Genomic DNA, 13,927 nt, shown 5'->3' on the forward strand with positions numbered 1-13,927 from the left:
TGACTATTGGCGCGTGGTGCGATCCGCCGGCTCAGGGTGGGGCGGGCAGCTGGATCGAGGCGAGTTTGGCCGGGTCGATGATGATGTGGATGCGGGTGATCCGGCCTTCGGCCACGGTGAAGGCGATGACGGACAGAGGGGTTCCGTCGGGGCGCCAGGACATGTGGCCGGGGATGCCGTTGACCAGCACGGGCCGCTGGCGGGCGACCGTGCCGGAGAACCTGCGGGCGCCGGCGGCGACCTCGGTGGCGCCGAGGGTGACGACCAGGCCGCCGGGGGTGTCGACGGTCAGTTTCACGTCCGGGTCGAGGACGCGCAGGAGCGCTTCGAAGTCGCCGCCGAGCGCGGCGGCGCGGAAGGCGTGGACGGCCTCCCGGTGCTCGCGGCCGGGGCCCGCCGGGCGGTCCGTGGCCTGGACCTTACGGCGGGCGCGGCTGGCGATCATCTTGGTGGCGTCGGCGGATTTGCCGAGGATGTGGCCGATTTCCCGGAACGGGACCGCGAACATGTCGTGCAGGACGAACGCCAGCCGCTCGCCGGGGCTGAGCGAGTCCAGCACCACGAGCAGGGCCAAGCCCACCGAATCGGCCAGCGCCACCTGCTCGTCCGGCGCTGGCTCGTCGGCGGCCGTCACCACGAGGCCGGCGAACTCGTGCCCGTAGCCGGTCTCAGGGCGGGCCTGGCGGGATCTCAGGAGGTCCAGGCTGATCCGGCCGACGACGGTGGTCAGCCACCCCGCCAGGTTGCCGATGCTCGCCTCGTCCTGGCGGACCAGACGCATCCAGGCTTCCTGGACCACGTCCTCGGCGTCGGCGTGCGAGCCCAGCACGCGGTAGGCCAGGGCCCGCAGCCGATCGCGCTGGGCTTCGAACGCCTCGGTCATGAGGCCGGAGGGGTGGATGGTCACGACCGGCGCGGCTTTCGCGGCTGACGCAGCGAGACCCGGTTGCCGTCCGGGTCCACCGCCTCGATCCGGACCCCGAACGGATAGTCCACGGGCTCCCCCTCGTCGAAGGTGACGCCGCGCCCGCGCATGATCTCGAAGTCCTTGCGCAGATCATCGGATTCGAGGATCAACGGACCGGGCGCGGCAGGCCGGCCCGTGCCGCCCGGCCGGCCCGCCGCCGCCGCATGCGACCACAGCAGGATCTGCACCGGGCTGCCGGGAACCCCGACCGTGAGGAACCGCCCGTCGGGCCCCGCGTAGTCGGCCCGCTTCTCCAGGCCGAGTCCCTCGGTGTAGAACGCCAGCGCGCGGTCCTGGTCGGTGACGTAGACCGTCGTGTACATGATGGTGGTCAGCATCCTGCTCTCTCTTCACTCGTCGGTGCGACGACCGTTCGTCTCGGTCGTCACCCCCTATGACGAGTGCCGGTGGGAGAAGGTAACAGAACGCGCGCCGGAGGCCCCTGCGCCGGTGCGCGCAGGGGCCCGGGAGATCTATGTCAGCGGATCGCCCAGAGTTGCTTGTCACCCTGGTCGCAGTTCTGGGTGTGGAGGGTTTCGCCGGGGCCGCTCGCGGTCAGGCATCCCCCGGCGGGGAACCTGTTCACCCCGCGTACGCTGCGGATCCGGTAGAGGCCGTTTCCCGCGGGGTCGAAGCGCCAGAGCTGGTTGTCGCCGCCGTGGACGCGAACCAGGTGGAGGGTCCAGTCCCCGGTGGGCAGGACGAAGTGGTCGCCTCCGGGTTTGACGTCCATGACCCCGCCGCCGCGGTAGTTGGTCTCGATGAGCCAGTTACCGCCGCCCTTGTCCCACAGGACCCAGTCCTGGTTGGTGTTGCCCGCCTCCCGGTTCGCGGCGTGGATGATGGTCCCGTCCCCGGGGTTGCCGCCCTTCAGGTCGGCGGCGAAGCCGGTGGCGGAGTGCAGGCGGACGACCTTGCCGTGCGCGGGGCCGCCCCCGCCGCCGGGGCCGTTGCGAGGGTCGGGGGTGAAGACCGAAGGCTGGATCTTCCAGCGCTGGAACATGTCGCCGTCGCGGCAGGCATGTTCCTCCAGGGCGTTGCCGTGGCCGACGTCGGTCAGGCAGCCGGGGTTCGCCTGGTTCTTGATCTGATACCAGCCGTCGCCTATGGACTTGAACTCCCAGCGCTGGTTGCCGCCGCCGTGCTCGCGGATCACGTGAGTGCGATTGGTGCCGGGGTGGAGGTCGACCAGCATGGACTTTGCGAGGACGGTCTCCATCACATAGATGTTGCCGCCCTTGTGATAGAAGCCCCACTTCTGCGGATTGCTGCTGTTCGCGGCGTATGCCTGGATCTTGGTCCCGCTGTCGCCGTTGCCGTTGTCCAGGTCCATCGCCCGGCCGCTGCCCGACAGCAGGAATCCGATCAGCCCGTGCCGGACGGCGGCGCCGCCGGGCTGGTCACCGCCACCGCACCTCGCGATCTCTTCGTGGGTCATGCGGACCTGGCGGGTGGTGACGGTGTCCTCCCTGCTCTCCTTGGCCGGCAACGTCACCGTCGCGTCCGTGAAGGTGTACCGCTCACCGCTGCCGTAGTCGGCCCGCAGATCGAACCGGGCCTTGGCGACCTTCGGCCTGACCTCCATCCACGCGGTGTGATACTTGTCCACGGTCGCGGTGGTCGACCAGGTCTTCGTATCCGACCAAGTAACGGAATATCCCAGCTTGGGGCCTATCTGCCCGTCGAGCTTGTTGCTCAGGTCGCCCACGGGACGCTTGAGCGCGAAGTCGAGCTGGAAACCGAAGGAATGGCTCACGGACTTGGCCCGCGAATAGGTCGTGCTGCCGATGGCCTCACAGGCGGAGATCTTGTCTCCGACCTCTTCAGCGGAACCCCATTCCTGCCACGGGTCCTTCTTCAGCGTCACCGCGCAATCGGGGACGTTGATGTATTCGTTGGTCCGGTCGATGCGCACCCTCCGGGGTGACTGACAGTCGTTGAACACGTCCTGAGCCGGCCTCGCGGCCGTGGAGACCGTGCCCGTTCCGGCATGGGCGGACTGGGCGGGGGTGGCGAGTAACGCCACGCCGGCTAAAGCCGCGACCCATAGTCGTTTCATGTGCTCCCCTGTGCTCGTTGGCTGAAACGGGGAAAGGATCAGCGGATCCGATAAACGCCGGATAAGTGACTGATATTCGCCCAGGTGGCAAATCTCCGGCGGGCGGGACATTCACCAGGAAGCCAGGGGTTGTTTACCTTCTGGCCGGAATCCGGGCCGATGGGCTGAGCGGGAAGCCGTCCCGCTATGGTCGTACTTGATCGACTGCAAGAACGCCGGGGTGAGGATTGCCGACGGCGTGCCGTACAGACAAGGAAGTCGTATGACCACCACCGCGCTCATCGTCGGCGACCTGCAAGCGGGCATCGTGGACAACTACCCCTTCGCCGCCGATGTGCTTCCCGTCATGGAAAAGGTCGTCCCCGCGGCCAGAGCCGCCGGCATCCCGGTGATCTTCATCCGTTTCGCGCTGAGGGCCTCGGGCCTCGACGTGGCGGCGGGGAACCAGGTGATCGGTACCCTGCACGGGGCGGGGACGCTGTTCCACGAGGATTCCCCCGAGACCCTCGTGCACCGGCACATCGCGCCGTCGCCGGGTGAGGCCGTCGTCCTCAAGCGGCGCGCCAGCGCGTTCGCGGGGACCGACCTCGAGCTGATCCTGCGCGCCCAGGGCATCGACTCGATCGTGCTGACCGGTGTCGCGACCGGGGCGATGGTCGCCGCCACGTTCTTCGACGCCGCGGACCGCGACTACCGCGTGACCGTGCTCAGCGACGCCTGCGCCGACGGGGAAGCGGATGTGCACGACTTCCTGGTCGGCCGCGTCTTTCCGGCCAGGGGCGCCGAGGTTCTCACGAGTGACGAGTGGATGGCCCGCCTGTGATCCGCTGACCCTGTCCCACGGCGGAAGACTTTTGTCACGCCGGCTCCGCGCAGGTCAGGGCCGCTTCGCCTGTCCCACGGCGTCCCATCGGGATCGTCGTGGCGGGCCCGCTCGGCTGTGATGGTGTCACGCCCCCGGAGGAACCGGGCAAGCCACCAGAACGCCGACAGCAGGACCAGACAGGGAGCCCGCCATGACCACCACCCAGCCCGCCACCGGCACCAAGTTCGACGGGTTCTCCGACGAAGAGCGCGCCGCGATGAAGGAGCACGCCAAGGACCTGAAGAAGGCCTCCCGCGGCACGAGCGAGGCCGACATCGAGCGCGACGTGCTCGACAAGATCGCCGAGATGGGCGCGGCGGACCGCGTCGTGGCCGAGCGGGTCCACGCCATCATCAAGGCCGCCGCACCGGGCCTGGCCTCGAAGCTCTGGTACGGCATGCCCGCCTACACCAAGGACGGCAAGATCGTCTGCTTCTTCCAGCCGGCGGCGAAGTTCAAGGCGCGCTACCCCACGCTCGGCTTCAACGACGTCGCCAACCTCGACGACGGCGCCGTGTGGGCGACCGCCTTCGCGATCAACGAGCTGACCCCCGCGGGCGAGGCGAAGATCGCCGAGCTGGTGAAGCGGGCGATCGGCTGAACCCCCGCGCAACCGTCCGGCCGCGCCCGCGGGCCCGGCCGCGGCCTACCAGGTGCCGGCCTGCTTGCGCAGGGTGCGGTTGAAGAAGGTGCTCAGCGCGTCGGCCGAGGCGACGCCGTTGTAGACGGAGGGCTGCAAGGCAGCCCGGGGGTGATCGCGCCCTCTTGCGCTCAAGCCCGGTTGAGGATGCATCGTGATCCCGCCATCCGCATCCACCGGCCAAGGAGTGCTGAGCAGTTGACCGTCATACCCCTCGAGCAGCTCACGGGCGTGGACGTCGCCCGCGCCGGGAACAAGGCCGTGAATCTGGCCGCCATGCTCGGCCGGGGCTTCAGCGTCCCCGGCGGCTTCGTCGTCACCACCGCGGCCTACGATCGCGCCGGGGTGCGGGTGCCGCCGGGCCCCCTCGGCGACGAGGCCGCCCGCTCGATCCGCGCGGCGATCCTGGCCACGGACCTGCCCGAGGACCTGACCCGCGCCATCACGCGGTCCTATCACGCGCTCGGCGCGGACGCCGCCGTCGCGGTGCGCTCGTCCTCGCCGGAGGAGGATCTGGCGGAGGCGAGTTTCGCCGGGCAGTACGACACGTTCCTGTCCGTCCGCGGCGCCGGGAACGTCCTGACGGCCGTCAAGCGGTGCTGGGCCTCGCTCTGGTCGGACCGGGCCGTCCGGTACCGGACGGCCCATGGCCTCGATCACCGTGACGCCGTCATCGCGGTCGTGGTGCAGCGCATGGTGGCGGCCAGGGCGGCCGGTGTCCTGCACACGCTGAACCCGGTGACGGGCTGCCGGACCGAGATGGTCGCCGAGGCGGCCGAGGGCCTCGGCGAATTGGTGGTGTCGGGCGCCGTCGTGCCCGATCAGTACGTGCTGAGCGGCGATCGTGAGCCGGAGGGCCACGGCTGCCTGGACGGGGCCGATCTGCGGCGGCTGCGTGAGGCCGGCGCCGCGTTGCAGGAGGGGTTCGGCGCCCCGCAGGACGTCGAGTGGGCGATCGACGTCGAAGGCAGGTTGTGGCTGACGCAGACCAGGCCCATCACCACGGCCTTCCCCGTCCCGGAGTCGCCGGACGGCCGGCTGCGGGCGTACTGGTCGGTCAACGTCTACCAGGGGCTGTTCCGGCCGCTGACGCCGATGGGCTCGGCGATGATCCGGGAACGGCAGCGCGGCATGAGCGCGTATCTGGCCTCCATCGGGTTCTCTCCCGAGATCGTCGACGTCTCCGGCTGGCTGTACTGGGACATCACCGAGGGCGTCACGGACGACGCGAAGCGGCCGCTCATGGTGTCGTTCGCCGATGACCTGGCCGCGCCGTCGGGTCAGATCATCGCCGGGCTGGCCGATGATCCGCGCTTCGCCGCCACCGGGACGGCGCAGCCGTCGCCCGGGCCCGCGAGGCGTCACGTGCCGATCGCCGCCGCCTGGCTGTTTCCCCGGTGGGCGCGGGCCCGGGCCCGGCGGCGTTCGCTGCGGCACGTGCGCGCGCTGATCGGTCCCGGCGCCGAGCGGCCCGCCGAGCAGCTGCGCTGGATCGAGGCGAACCATCGCGCTGTCTGCCGCATCGAGGCGGATCTCCCCCGCACCGCGAACACGGCGGGCGGGCTGGCGCAGCGGCTGGCCGCCCGGCTGCTCGCGGGGGCCGCCGCTCCGGAGGAGGTCAGCGCCTGCTTCCGCGGCGTGCCCGGCAACCCGACCACGGAGATGGACCTGAGCCTGTGGGACCTGGCGATGGCGGCCAAGGCCGACCCGGAGTCCGCGGCGGTCCTCTCCTCGCACGACGCCGGGCGCCTGGCCGAGACCTACCGGTACGGCAGGCTGCCGCGTCCGCTGGCGGCGGGGATGGACGCCTTCCTCGCGCGCTACGGCTGCCGGGTGGCCGCGGAGATGGACCTGGGCCTGCCCCGCTGGGCCGACGACCCCACGCCGGTCTTCAATCTGCTGATCGGTTACGCGGCCGCCGCGGAGACGGGGTTCGACGCGGCGGCCGAGTTCGCCGCCGCCGGGCGGGAAGCCCGGGCCACGGTCGCGGAGCTGGTGCGCCGGGTGCCGTTGCATCGCCGGATCGCCGCCGGGTTCCTGCTGTCCTCCGCACGGGAGCTGCGTGGGCTGCGGGAACTGCCCAAGTACTGCCTGATGCTCGGCTACCAGGAGCTGCGCCGCCGGCTGCTGCGTCTGGGAGAGCATCTGGCCGGGCGCGGGGTGCTGGAGCGGGCCGAGGACGTCATGTTCCTCGGCCTGGACGAGCTGCGCTCCGCCGTACTGGATGGAGGGCACGACGACGAACGGGCCCGGGTGCGCGAGCGGCGGGCGGTGTATGAGCGGGAGGCGGGGCGCCGGCAGGTGCCCTCCGTCGTCCTGTCGGACGGCACCGTTCCCGAGTACCGGCCCGCGGGGGCCGGCGACGACGCCTTCCTGCGCGGCCTGGCCGGCGCGTCCGGCCTGGCCTCCGGGCCGGCCAGGATCGTCCGCGATCCCGGCACCGCCAGGATCGAGCCGGGGGAGGTTCTCGTCTGCCCTTCGACGGACCCGGGCTGGACGCCGTTGTTCCTGAACGCCGCGGCCGTCGTCACCGAGACGGGCGGGATGATCTCGCACGGTACGACGGTCGCCCGCGAGTACGGGATCCCGGCCGTGGTCGGGGTGGCCGGCGCGACCACGCGGGTGCGCGACGGCCAGCTCATCACGGTCGACGGCTCGCGGGGAACGATCTCGCTCGGGCGTCGGCCATCGCCCGGAAGGTAGGGCATGCTTCGAGCGGCTCGTGGGTGCAGGTCAGCAGGTGGCTCAGGTACGTCCGCGCGGCGTCGAGCCGCTCGATCTGCTCGCCGATGGCCTCGATCCTGCCGCTCACGGTGTCGCGCCAGCCGCCCGCGTCGCGGCCGGTGAGGATGGCGGTGATGTCGGCGATGGAGAGCATCCCGGTCTCGCGCCAGAGCTGGATCAGCGCGATCCGGCGCAGCTGACCGGCGTCGTAGCGGCGCTGTCCCCCGCGGCGATCCGGGGTGAGCAGGCCCTGGCGTTCCCAGTAGTGCAGGGTCGAGATCGGGATCGCGAAGCCGTCGGCGACCTCGCGGATGGGGACGAGTGCGCGATCGCCCGCCAAGGAATCCCTCCGATCACCCCACATAAGGCCGGGCTCACCTTACCCGGACCGGGCGATCGGACTGCGCGGCCACGCGGCAGGCCAGTTGCAGCAGGAGCCGGTGGTCGGCGTTGTTCCCGTCCACGTCGAGTAGGTCGAGCAGGCGCTTGACCCGGTTGGCGACGGTGTTGCGGTGCACGCCGAGCGCCGCCGCCGCGTCGCGGGGCGAGCCCGGGTGGTCGAGGAATGCCTGGAGCGTGCGCAGGGCCTCGTCCCTGCGCCGGGGGCCCAGTTCGTCGAGCGGGGCCAGGAGGCGGTCGACCACGACGCGGGAGCTGTTCATGGCGTACCACTGCAGCAGGACGCGGCGGAAGCCCAGGTCGCGGAAGGCCAGCGGGCGGTCCTGGTGGCGGGCGGTGCGGGCGGCGGCGCCGCCGGCCCTGGCCTCGGTGGCGGAGGTCTGCAGTCCTTCGAGTCCCGGGTAGGAGCCGCCGACGCCGCAGTACAGCCGCAGCCCGGCGAACTGCTCCTTGAGCCTGGCCAGGACGGCGGCGGCCGTACGGGCGACGGCCTTCGGCTGGGCGGCGGCGGGCTCGGCGCGGTCGGTGCGCACCAGCGTGAGGGCGCTGCCGGCGTCCGCGCGCTGCCAGCCGGCGCCGTCGTTGAGTGCCGACTGCAGCGCCAGGCGGCGGGCCTCGACCGTGAGCTCGTGCCGGGCGGACTCGTCGCCTCCGGTGAGGCCGTCGAGGTTGTCCAGCTCGATGTGGATCACGGTGTGCCAGCCGTCGACGACGAACCCCGCGCGCCGCGTCCTGGCGAGCAGCGGCCCGGCGTCCTCGGGCGCGCTCAGCAGCAGCTCCGCGAGCAGCGCCGCCCGCGACGCGGCCGGTCCCTCCGAGGTACGGCGGGCCTGCTCGATCGCGTGCCCGGCGAGCGAGGCGGCCCGGTGCAGCACGAGGCGGACGACCGCGTCGGCGGCGTCCCCCGCCGGCGCGCAGCGCAGCCGGGCCAGCACCGCCCCGGAGACCGTGACGGGCGCCCCCTCGCCGCCGGGTCCATGCGCCCCAACCCCCTCGGATCCGGGCGCCCCGTCGCCGTCGGGTCCGGGCGCCCCCCTGCCGCCGAGGCCCGGCGCGACGGCGACGGGCAGGCCGAGCTCGCGGCCGGCCAGCGCGGCCAGTTCGCCGATCGGGTCCGGCCCGGGTTCCGCGCGCTCCAGGGCCGCCAGCGCAGCCGCCGCCCGGGAGATCACGCGCATCGGCCCGCGGGCGATCTCCTGCTCGATCGCGATCGTCAGCTGCGCCAGGTCCGCGTCCCGCTCCACCGCCAGCAGCGAGAGCTCGCACCGTTCGGCGAGCCTGCCGACCGTCAGCGGGAGCGGCCGGTCGAGGGGCGGCCCGACCAGGGCGAGCACGGCCACGTTCGCGGCGGCGGCGAAGCGCACGGCGACGTCGAGCAGGTCGGGGATGATCTCGCCGGAAGCCCTGCCGGTGCAGATCCCGGCCTGGCCGTGCCGCGTGCGCGCGATGGTGCGCATGTCTTCGATGAGGGCGACGCCGGCGACCTCCCGATGGTGGCCGGCGTCGCAGAGCACCGTGACGACCCGGCTGATGTCGGGGCGGAGCAGGATGTCGCGGACCACCGTCATCCGCCGCACGGTAGCCGCGGTTGTGCCGTGTGCACAAGATGCGGATTTGAGATGTGCTATCCCACATATCCCTTTTGTCGGACCCGGCCTAGTGTCGTGCTCGACCGTCCCCGCCCCCCAGGGAGCGCACATGATCGATGCCAAGCCACTCGACGTCGCGGACGGCATACGGCGCCGCCGTATGCACCGGACCTTTACCGATCGCCCGGTGCCCCGCGAGGTCCTGGGCAGGATGGCGTGGGCTGCCGCCCGCGCCCAGCAGGCGCGCTCGGGCGTGCGCCACGTGGTGGTCGCCGACGATCCGGCGCTGCTGGCCACCGCCCGGCAGGTGCTGCCGGGATTCCTCAACAACGCCCCGGCCATGCTCGTCCTCTGCACCGACCTCGGCGAAGCCGGCACGTCCGGCGGCCCGCGCCTGGCCGAGCACGTCAGCCGCCTGGACTCCGGCGCGGCCTGCGCCCATCTCGCGCTCATGGCGCAGACCCTGGGCCTGGGCGTCTGCACCGTCACCAGCTGGGCGGACGAGGCGGTCCGCGCCCTGCTCGGCCTGCCCGGGCACATCAGGCCCGACGTGACGGTGGCCGTCGGCTACGTCACCAAGGAGACCGCCTCACCCGCCGCCAGGGGATTCACCTCGGGGCTGCACCACAACGCCTTCGGCGCGGCCTTCGCGGACGGCGCCCGGTGACCGCGGACGGCGAGCGGCTGAACCACGCCCTCTACGAGACCGTCACCGTGCTGGTCTGCAGCGCGCCGCTCGCCTTCGACGAGACCCGGCTGCTGTCGGCCTTCCGCATGCTCGACGCGGCCGACCGGCTCATGCGGATCATGGACGACGACGACTTCCTCCGGCGGGCGCGAGCCGACTTCGCCGCCCACCGCACCCTGGCCATGACCGACCAGGCGGCCTTCACCACATGGCTGTCCGGCTACGTGCGCGAGTTCGCCACGCAGGCGCTGCGCCGTACCGACCGACAGGAGGCAGGCTCGTGAACAGCATCACGCTCGACGACGTCGAGGACCTCGCGCTCGGCGCGGTCGTCCTGGGCACCGGCGGCGGCGGTGACCCCTACATCGCGAAGATCATGCTGCGCGAGGCCATCGCCAAGCACGGCCCGATCGAGATCGTCAACGCCGCCGACCTCGACCCGGACGGCCTGCTCCTGCCGATCTGCATGGTCGGGGCGCCCACGGTGGTCGTGGAGAAGTTCCCGAACGGCGACGAGGCCGGGCGGGTGCTCAGAGCCCTGGAAAGCCATCTCGGCCGCACCGGGGTGGCGGTGTTACCGCTGGAGAACGGCGGCCTGAACTCGTTGTTCCCGCTCGTGGTCGCCGCCGAACTGGGGCTGCCCTGCGTGGACGCCGACGCGATCAGGCGGGCCTTCCCGCAGATCGAGATGAGCCTGTTCACCCTGGCCGGGCTGTCGGTCACCCCGATGACCATGGCCGACTCCATGGGCAACTACGTCTTCTTCGACTCCGTCGACAACGCCACCGGGGAGAGGCTGGCGCGCTCGTGCGTGGCCCAGATGGGGATGCTCGCCGTGGTGAGCGCCTATGCCGTCACCGCCGGCGAGTGCGCGCGGTTCGCCGCGAACGGCTCGCTGACCTACTGCCTGGAGATCGGCCGCAGGATCCGCGCGATCCAGGAGGGCAGGCCGGGGGCCTACGCCGAGTTCCTGCGCTTCTGCGAGGCCGAGATCCTGTTCACCGGCAAGGTCGCCGACATCGAACGCCGCACCACCGGCGGCTGGGCCCGCGGCACCATCACGCTGACCCACCTCGACGACCCCCTGCGCGCCATGCGCGTGGAGGTGCAGAACGAGAACCTGATCGCCTTCGAGGACGGCGAGCCGAAGGCGATGGTTCCCGACCTCATCACCCTGCTCGACACCGAGACCGGCACCGCCATGACCACCGAGTCGGTCGCCTACGGCCAGCGCCTGCACGTGATCGCGATGCCGGCGCTGCCGCAGTGGCACACGCCGGAGGGGCTCGCGCTGGCCGGGCCGCGCGCGTTCGGCTACGACCTCGACTTCGTGCCCATCGGAGGGACCCGATGACGACCATCCGCATCGGCATCGACGTCGGCGGCACCAACACCGACGTCGTGGCCGTCGACGCCGCCGGGCACGTCGTGACGTGGCACAAGACCCCGACGACCGCGACGCTGTTCGACGGCATCGGGACCGGCCTGGCGGCCGTGCTCGCGAGGGTACGGCCGGCCGACGTCGGCCACGTGATGCTCGGCACGACGCACCCGGTCAACGCGCTCATCGCCAGGAGCAACCTGGCCCGGGTCGGCGTGCTGCGCATCGGAGCCCCCGCCACGTTGTCGATCTCCCCGCTGGCGGACTGGCCGCGCGACCTGGCCGGCCTGGTCTGCGCCTACAGCGCGGTCGTGCGCGGCGGCCACGAGTTCGACGGCAGCGAGATGGGCCCGCTGGACGAGGACGCCGTCCGCGCCTTCGCCAAAGCCTGCGGCACCATCGTGGACGCCATCGCGCTGACCGGCGTGCACTCCCCCGCCAACCCCGCGCACGAGATCCGCGCCGGGCAGATCCTGGCCGAGGAGCTCGGCGAGGACTTCCCCGTCACCCTGGGACACCAGATCGGCGGGCTCGGGCTGCTCGAACGCGAGAACTCCGCGACGCTCAACGCGGCCCTGCGCTTCGTCGGCGCGGAGGTGGTGACCGGCCTCGAGCAGGCGCTGTCCGCCCACGACCTGCGGGCCGAGATCTACATGACGCAGAACGACGGCACGCTGCTGAGCGCGGCCGAGGCGGCGCGCCGGCCGGTCATGACGATCGGCTCCGGCCCGACGAACTCCATGCGCGGCGCGGCCCACCTGTCCGGGCTGACGGACGCGATCATCATGGACGTCGGCGGCACCTCCACCGACGTCGGCATGCTGGTGGGCGGCTTCCCGCGCGAGTCGGCGCTGCCCGTGGAGATCGGCGGGGTCCGTACGAACTACCGCATGCCCGACCTCATCTCCGTCGGGCTGGGCGGCGGAACCGTGGTCCGCGCGGACGAGAGCCTGCGGATCGGGCCGGACAGCGTCGCGCACCGCCTGACCGAACGCGCCCGCGTCTTCGGCGGGGACACGCTCACCCTCACCGACGTGTCGGTCCTGGCCGGGCGCCTGGCGGCGGGCGAGCCCGGCCGCGCCGCCGACGTGCCCCGCTCGCTGGCCGGGCAGGCCATGGCGTGGGTCGACGACACGATCGGCAGGCTGGCCGACCGGATCAAGGTGGCCCGGTCGGACCTGCCCCTGGTCGCCGTCGGCGGCGGCGCGCACCTGATCCCGGAGGAGATCCCCGGCGTCAGCACCGTGCACCGCCACGAGTACGCCGCGGTCGCCAACGCCATCGGCGCCGCCATCGCCGAGGCGTCCGGGACGCTCGACCGGACCTACCAGTTCTCCGACGGGGGCCGCGAGGCGTGCCTCGAAGCCGCCAAACGGGCCGCCGTCGACGCCGCGGTGCGCGCCGGGGCCGACCCCGCCGGCACGCGCATCACCGCCATCACCGAGATCCCCATCTCCTACCTGCCCGGCGACAGCGTCCGCGTCCAGGTCAAGGCCACCGGCCCGCTGACCTGACCTAGCCGCCGTTGAGGAGGGTGACGCCGAGCGGCGTGAGGGTGTGGATCACGGTGTTGCGGTGCCGCAGCGTGGTGATCAGGCCCGCCTCGCGCAGCACGGTGGTGTGCTGGCTGGCGCCCGCCGCGGTGATGCCCAGGTGGCGGGCGATCTCGCTGGTGGTGCGGCCGTCGGCGGCCGCCTCCAGGACGGCGGCACGGGTACGGCCGAGCAGCGCGGCCAGGCGTTGCCCGGTGGTCTGCTCGCCGCTGCTCCACATGTCCAGGCCGGCCCGCAGGTCGGGGTGGGCGGGAAGGACGAGGATGAAGGGGCTGAGCACGTCCTCGGGATGCAGGATGGTCGGCCGGTGCAGGAACATGGAGAACGCGATGCTCAGCCCGCGCCCCTCCAGGCGGTATTCCTGGACGTTGACCTGCCGGTAGGGGTCTCTGGGGGCCTGGTTTCTGCGCATCTCCAGCACGGGCGGCTGCCAGATGAGGGAGGGGTGGGAGGTCAGGATCCCCTCGAGGCCGCGGGTGGCCAGGAGGCGCGAGGCGAGGAGGGTCTGCGTCTCCAGGTGCGCCCGCACCCGCTGCCAGTAGGGCTCCAGGACGGCGGCGAAGCCGGTGCGCACCGCCTGGAGCAGCGTTTCGCGCCCGGGGCCGTCGCCGAAGGCCAGGTGGCCGAGGGGTCCGGGCATGGGCCGGGTGCCCGCGAGGTAGTCGATCTCGGCGTGCAGCATCCAGTGGGGTAAGCCGCGCAGCCGATCCAGCGCCTCGTCGACCTCGGAATGTGTGCCGAACATCGTGGGCAGGTCCATGACGACGCCGTCGGGCGGGGCCACGAACCGGCTGATCGCCGCGGCGTGGGGAGGGATGCGGTGGCGGGCCTTCTTGCGCCATGCCCCGAACAGGGCGGGGTGCGCGGTGCGCTGCAACGTCTGGAGCGCGAACGTCGTTTCCGCGAGCGGCCCCAGTGAGGTGATCAGCCGGACTTTGGCCAGATCTTCGACACTCAAGAGATAACGCCTGATACGCATCAAGTGCCACTGTAGTGCGTCTTTAAGGCCAGCGTGAATGATCTCGAACGGGCCGGACGCCACCACCTAGCTTGATCGCATGC

General features: G+C 72.0%; 14 protein-coding genes. 7 read left to right on the forward strand and 7 right to left on the reverse strand.

Translation table 11 applies throughout. The annotated features are described in order from the left end of the window. Window positions 1-31 precede the first annotated feature (31 nt). From FVE25_RS13140 to FVE25_RS13150, 3 genes are all read right to left on the reverse strand, one after another. Window positions 32-907 carry a sigma-70 family RNA polymerase sigma factor gene (locus FVE25_RS13140; protein ID WP_343046139.1) on the reverse strand — a complete coding sequence of 292 codons (876 nt, stop codon included), beginning with the start codon at window positions 905-907 and terminating at the stop codon, window positions 32-34. After that, window positions 904-1,305, reverse strand: coding sequence for a VOC family protein (locus FVE25_RS13145; protein ID WP_157246817.1), 402 nt, complete (start codon window positions 1,303-1,305; stop codon window positions 904-906). The genes FVE25_RS13140 and FVE25_RS13145 overlap by 4 nt, the downstream gene beginning before the upstream one ends. Window positions 1,306-1,445: 140 nt before the next feature. After that, on the reverse strand, window positions 1,446-3,026 hold the full coding sequence (locus FVE25_RS13150) for an RICIN domain-containing protein (RefSeq protein ID WP_157246818.1): 1,581 nt from the start codon (window positions 3,024-3,026) through the stop codon (window positions 1,446-1,448). Window positions 3,027-3,288: 262 nt separating this feature from the next. On the opposite strand from FVE25_RS13150, the gene FVE25_RS13155 reads away from it, so the two are divergent. Further along, window positions 3,289-3,849, forward strand: a complete 561-nt coding sequence (locus FVE25_RS13155) for a cysteine hydrolase family protein (protein ID WP_157246819.1) — start codon at window positions 3,289-3,291, stop codon at window positions 3,847-3,849. 193 nt (window positions 3,850-4,042) lie between these two features. After that, window positions 4,043-4,492, forward strand: coding sequence for an iron chaperone (locus FVE25_RS13160; protein ID WP_157246820.1), 450 nt, complete (start codon window positions 4,043-4,045; stop codon window positions 4,490-4,492). A gap of 45 nt (window positions 4,493-4,537) precedes the next feature. On the opposite strand, the gene FVE25_RS56255 is transcribed toward FVE25_RS13160, so the two are convergent. Beyond that, on the reverse strand, window positions 4,538-4,666 hold the full coding sequence (locus FVE25_RS56255; protein WP_281367847.1) for a hypothetical protein: 129 nt from the start codon (window positions 4,664-4,666) through the stop codon (window positions 4,538-4,540). 63 nt (window positions 4,667-4,729) lie between these two features. Between FVE25_RS56255 and FVE25_RS13165 the strand changes: the two genes are divergently transcribed. Continuing rightward, the gene (locus FVE25_RS13165) at window positions 4,730-7,234 is read left to right on the forward strand and encodes a PEP/pyruvate-binding domain-containing protein (protein WP_181019567.1); all 2,505 of its coding nucleotides are present in this window, start codon (window positions 4,730-4,732) and stop codon (window positions 7,232-7,234) included. Here FVE25_RS13165 and FVE25_RS13170 read toward each other — a convergent pair. Further along, on the reverse strand, window positions 7,173-7,595 hold the full coding sequence (locus tag FVE25_RS13170) for a MerR family transcriptional regulator (protein ID WP_219825475.1): 423 nt from the start codon (window positions 7,593-7,595) through the stop codon (window positions 7,173-7,175). The genes FVE25_RS13165 and FVE25_RS13170 overlap by 62 nt on opposite strands. 34 nt (window positions 7,596-7,629) lie before the next feature. After that, complete coding sequence (locus FVE25_RS13175) at window positions 7,630-9,222, reverse strand: PucR family transcriptional regulator (protein WP_181019568.1); 1,593 nt, start codon at window positions 9,220-9,222, stop codon at window positions 7,630-7,632. Between the two features lie 130 nt (window positions 9,223-9,352). Here FVE25_RS13175 and FVE25_RS53800 point away from each other — a divergent pair, with 130 nt between their 5' ends. From FVE25_RS53800 to FVE25_RS13195, 4 genes are read left to right on the forward strand one after another with little or no spacing between them, the layout of a single operon-like run. Beyond that, window positions 9,353-9,910: a nitroreductase family protein gene (locus FVE25_RS53800; protein ID WP_181019569.1), complete on the forward strand. Its 558-nt coding sequence runs from the start codon at window positions 9,353-9,355 to the stop codon at window positions 9,908-9,910. Beyond that, complete coding sequence (locus FVE25_RS13185; RefSeq protein WP_157246825.1) at window positions 9,907-10,215, forward strand: DUF6092 family protein; 309 nt, start codon at window positions 9,907-9,909, stop codon at window positions 10,213-10,215. Before FVE25_RS53800 ends, FVE25_RS13185 begins: the two co-directional genes overlap by 4 nt. After that, window positions 10,212-11,285 (forward strand): S-methyl thiohydantoin desulfurase family protein, encoded by a 1,074-nt coding sequence (locus FVE25_RS13190; RefSeq protein WP_219825476.1) that lies wholly within the window; start codon window positions 10,212-10,214, stop codon window positions 11,283-11,285. The genes FVE25_RS13185 and FVE25_RS13190 overlap by 4 nt, the downstream gene beginning before the upstream one ends. Next, window positions 11,282-12,826 carry a hydantoinase/oxoprolinase family protein gene (locus FVE25_RS13195; protein ID WP_157246827.1) on the forward strand — a complete coding sequence of 515 codons (1,545 nt, stop codon included), beginning with the start codon at window positions 11,282-11,284 and terminating at the stop codon, window positions 12,824-12,826. Before FVE25_RS13190 ends, FVE25_RS13195 begins: the two co-directional genes overlap by 4 nt. A 1-nt stretch (window position 12,827) precedes the next feature. Here FVE25_RS13195 and FVE25_RS13200 read toward each other — a convergent pair whose 3' ends face one another. Further along, window positions 12,828-13,823 carry an ArsR/SmtB family transcription factor gene (locus FVE25_RS13200; RefSeq protein ID WP_157246828.1) on the reverse strand — a complete coding sequence of 332 codons (996 nt, stop codon included), beginning with the start codon at window positions 13,821-13,823 and terminating at the stop codon, window positions 12,828-12,830. Window positions 13,824-13,927 lie beyond the last annotated feature (104 nt).

The organism is Nonomuraea typhae (genome assembly GCF_009760925.1).
GTDB lineage: Bacteria > Actinomycetota > Actinomycetes > Streptosporangiales > Streptosporangiaceae > Nonomuraea > Nonomuraea typhae.

Bases quoted from the DNA above. Each gene is read 5' to 3' on its own strand.
- FVE25_RS13150 (WP_157246818.1), bottom strand. From the start codon at position 3,026: ATGAAACGACTATGGGTCGCGGCTTTAGCCGGCGTGGCGTTACTCGCC.
- FVE25_RS53800 (WP_181019569.1), top strand. From the start codon at position 9,353: ATGATCGATGCCAAGCCACTCGACGTCGCGGACGGCATACGGCGCCGC.
- FVE25_RS13160 (WP_157246820.1), top strand. From the start codon at position 4,043: ATGACCACCACCCAGCCCGCCACCGGCACCAAGTTCGACGGGTTCTCC.
- FVE25_RS13155 (WP_157246819.1), top strand. From the start codon at position 3,289: ATGACCACCACCGCGCTCATCGTCGGCGACCTGCAAGCGGGCATCGTG.
- FVE25_RS13145 (WP_157246817.1), bottom strand. From the start codon at position 1,305: ATGCTGACCACCATCATGTACACGACGGTCTACGTCACCGACCAGGAC.
- FVE25_RS13195 (WP_157246827.1), top strand. From the start codon at position 11,282: ATGACGACCATCCGCATCGGCATCGACGTCGGCGGCACCAACACCGAC.
- FVE25_RS13175 (WP_181019568.1), bottom strand. From the start codon at position 9,222: ATGACGGTGGTCCGCGACATCCTGCTCCGCCCCGACATCAGCCGGGTC.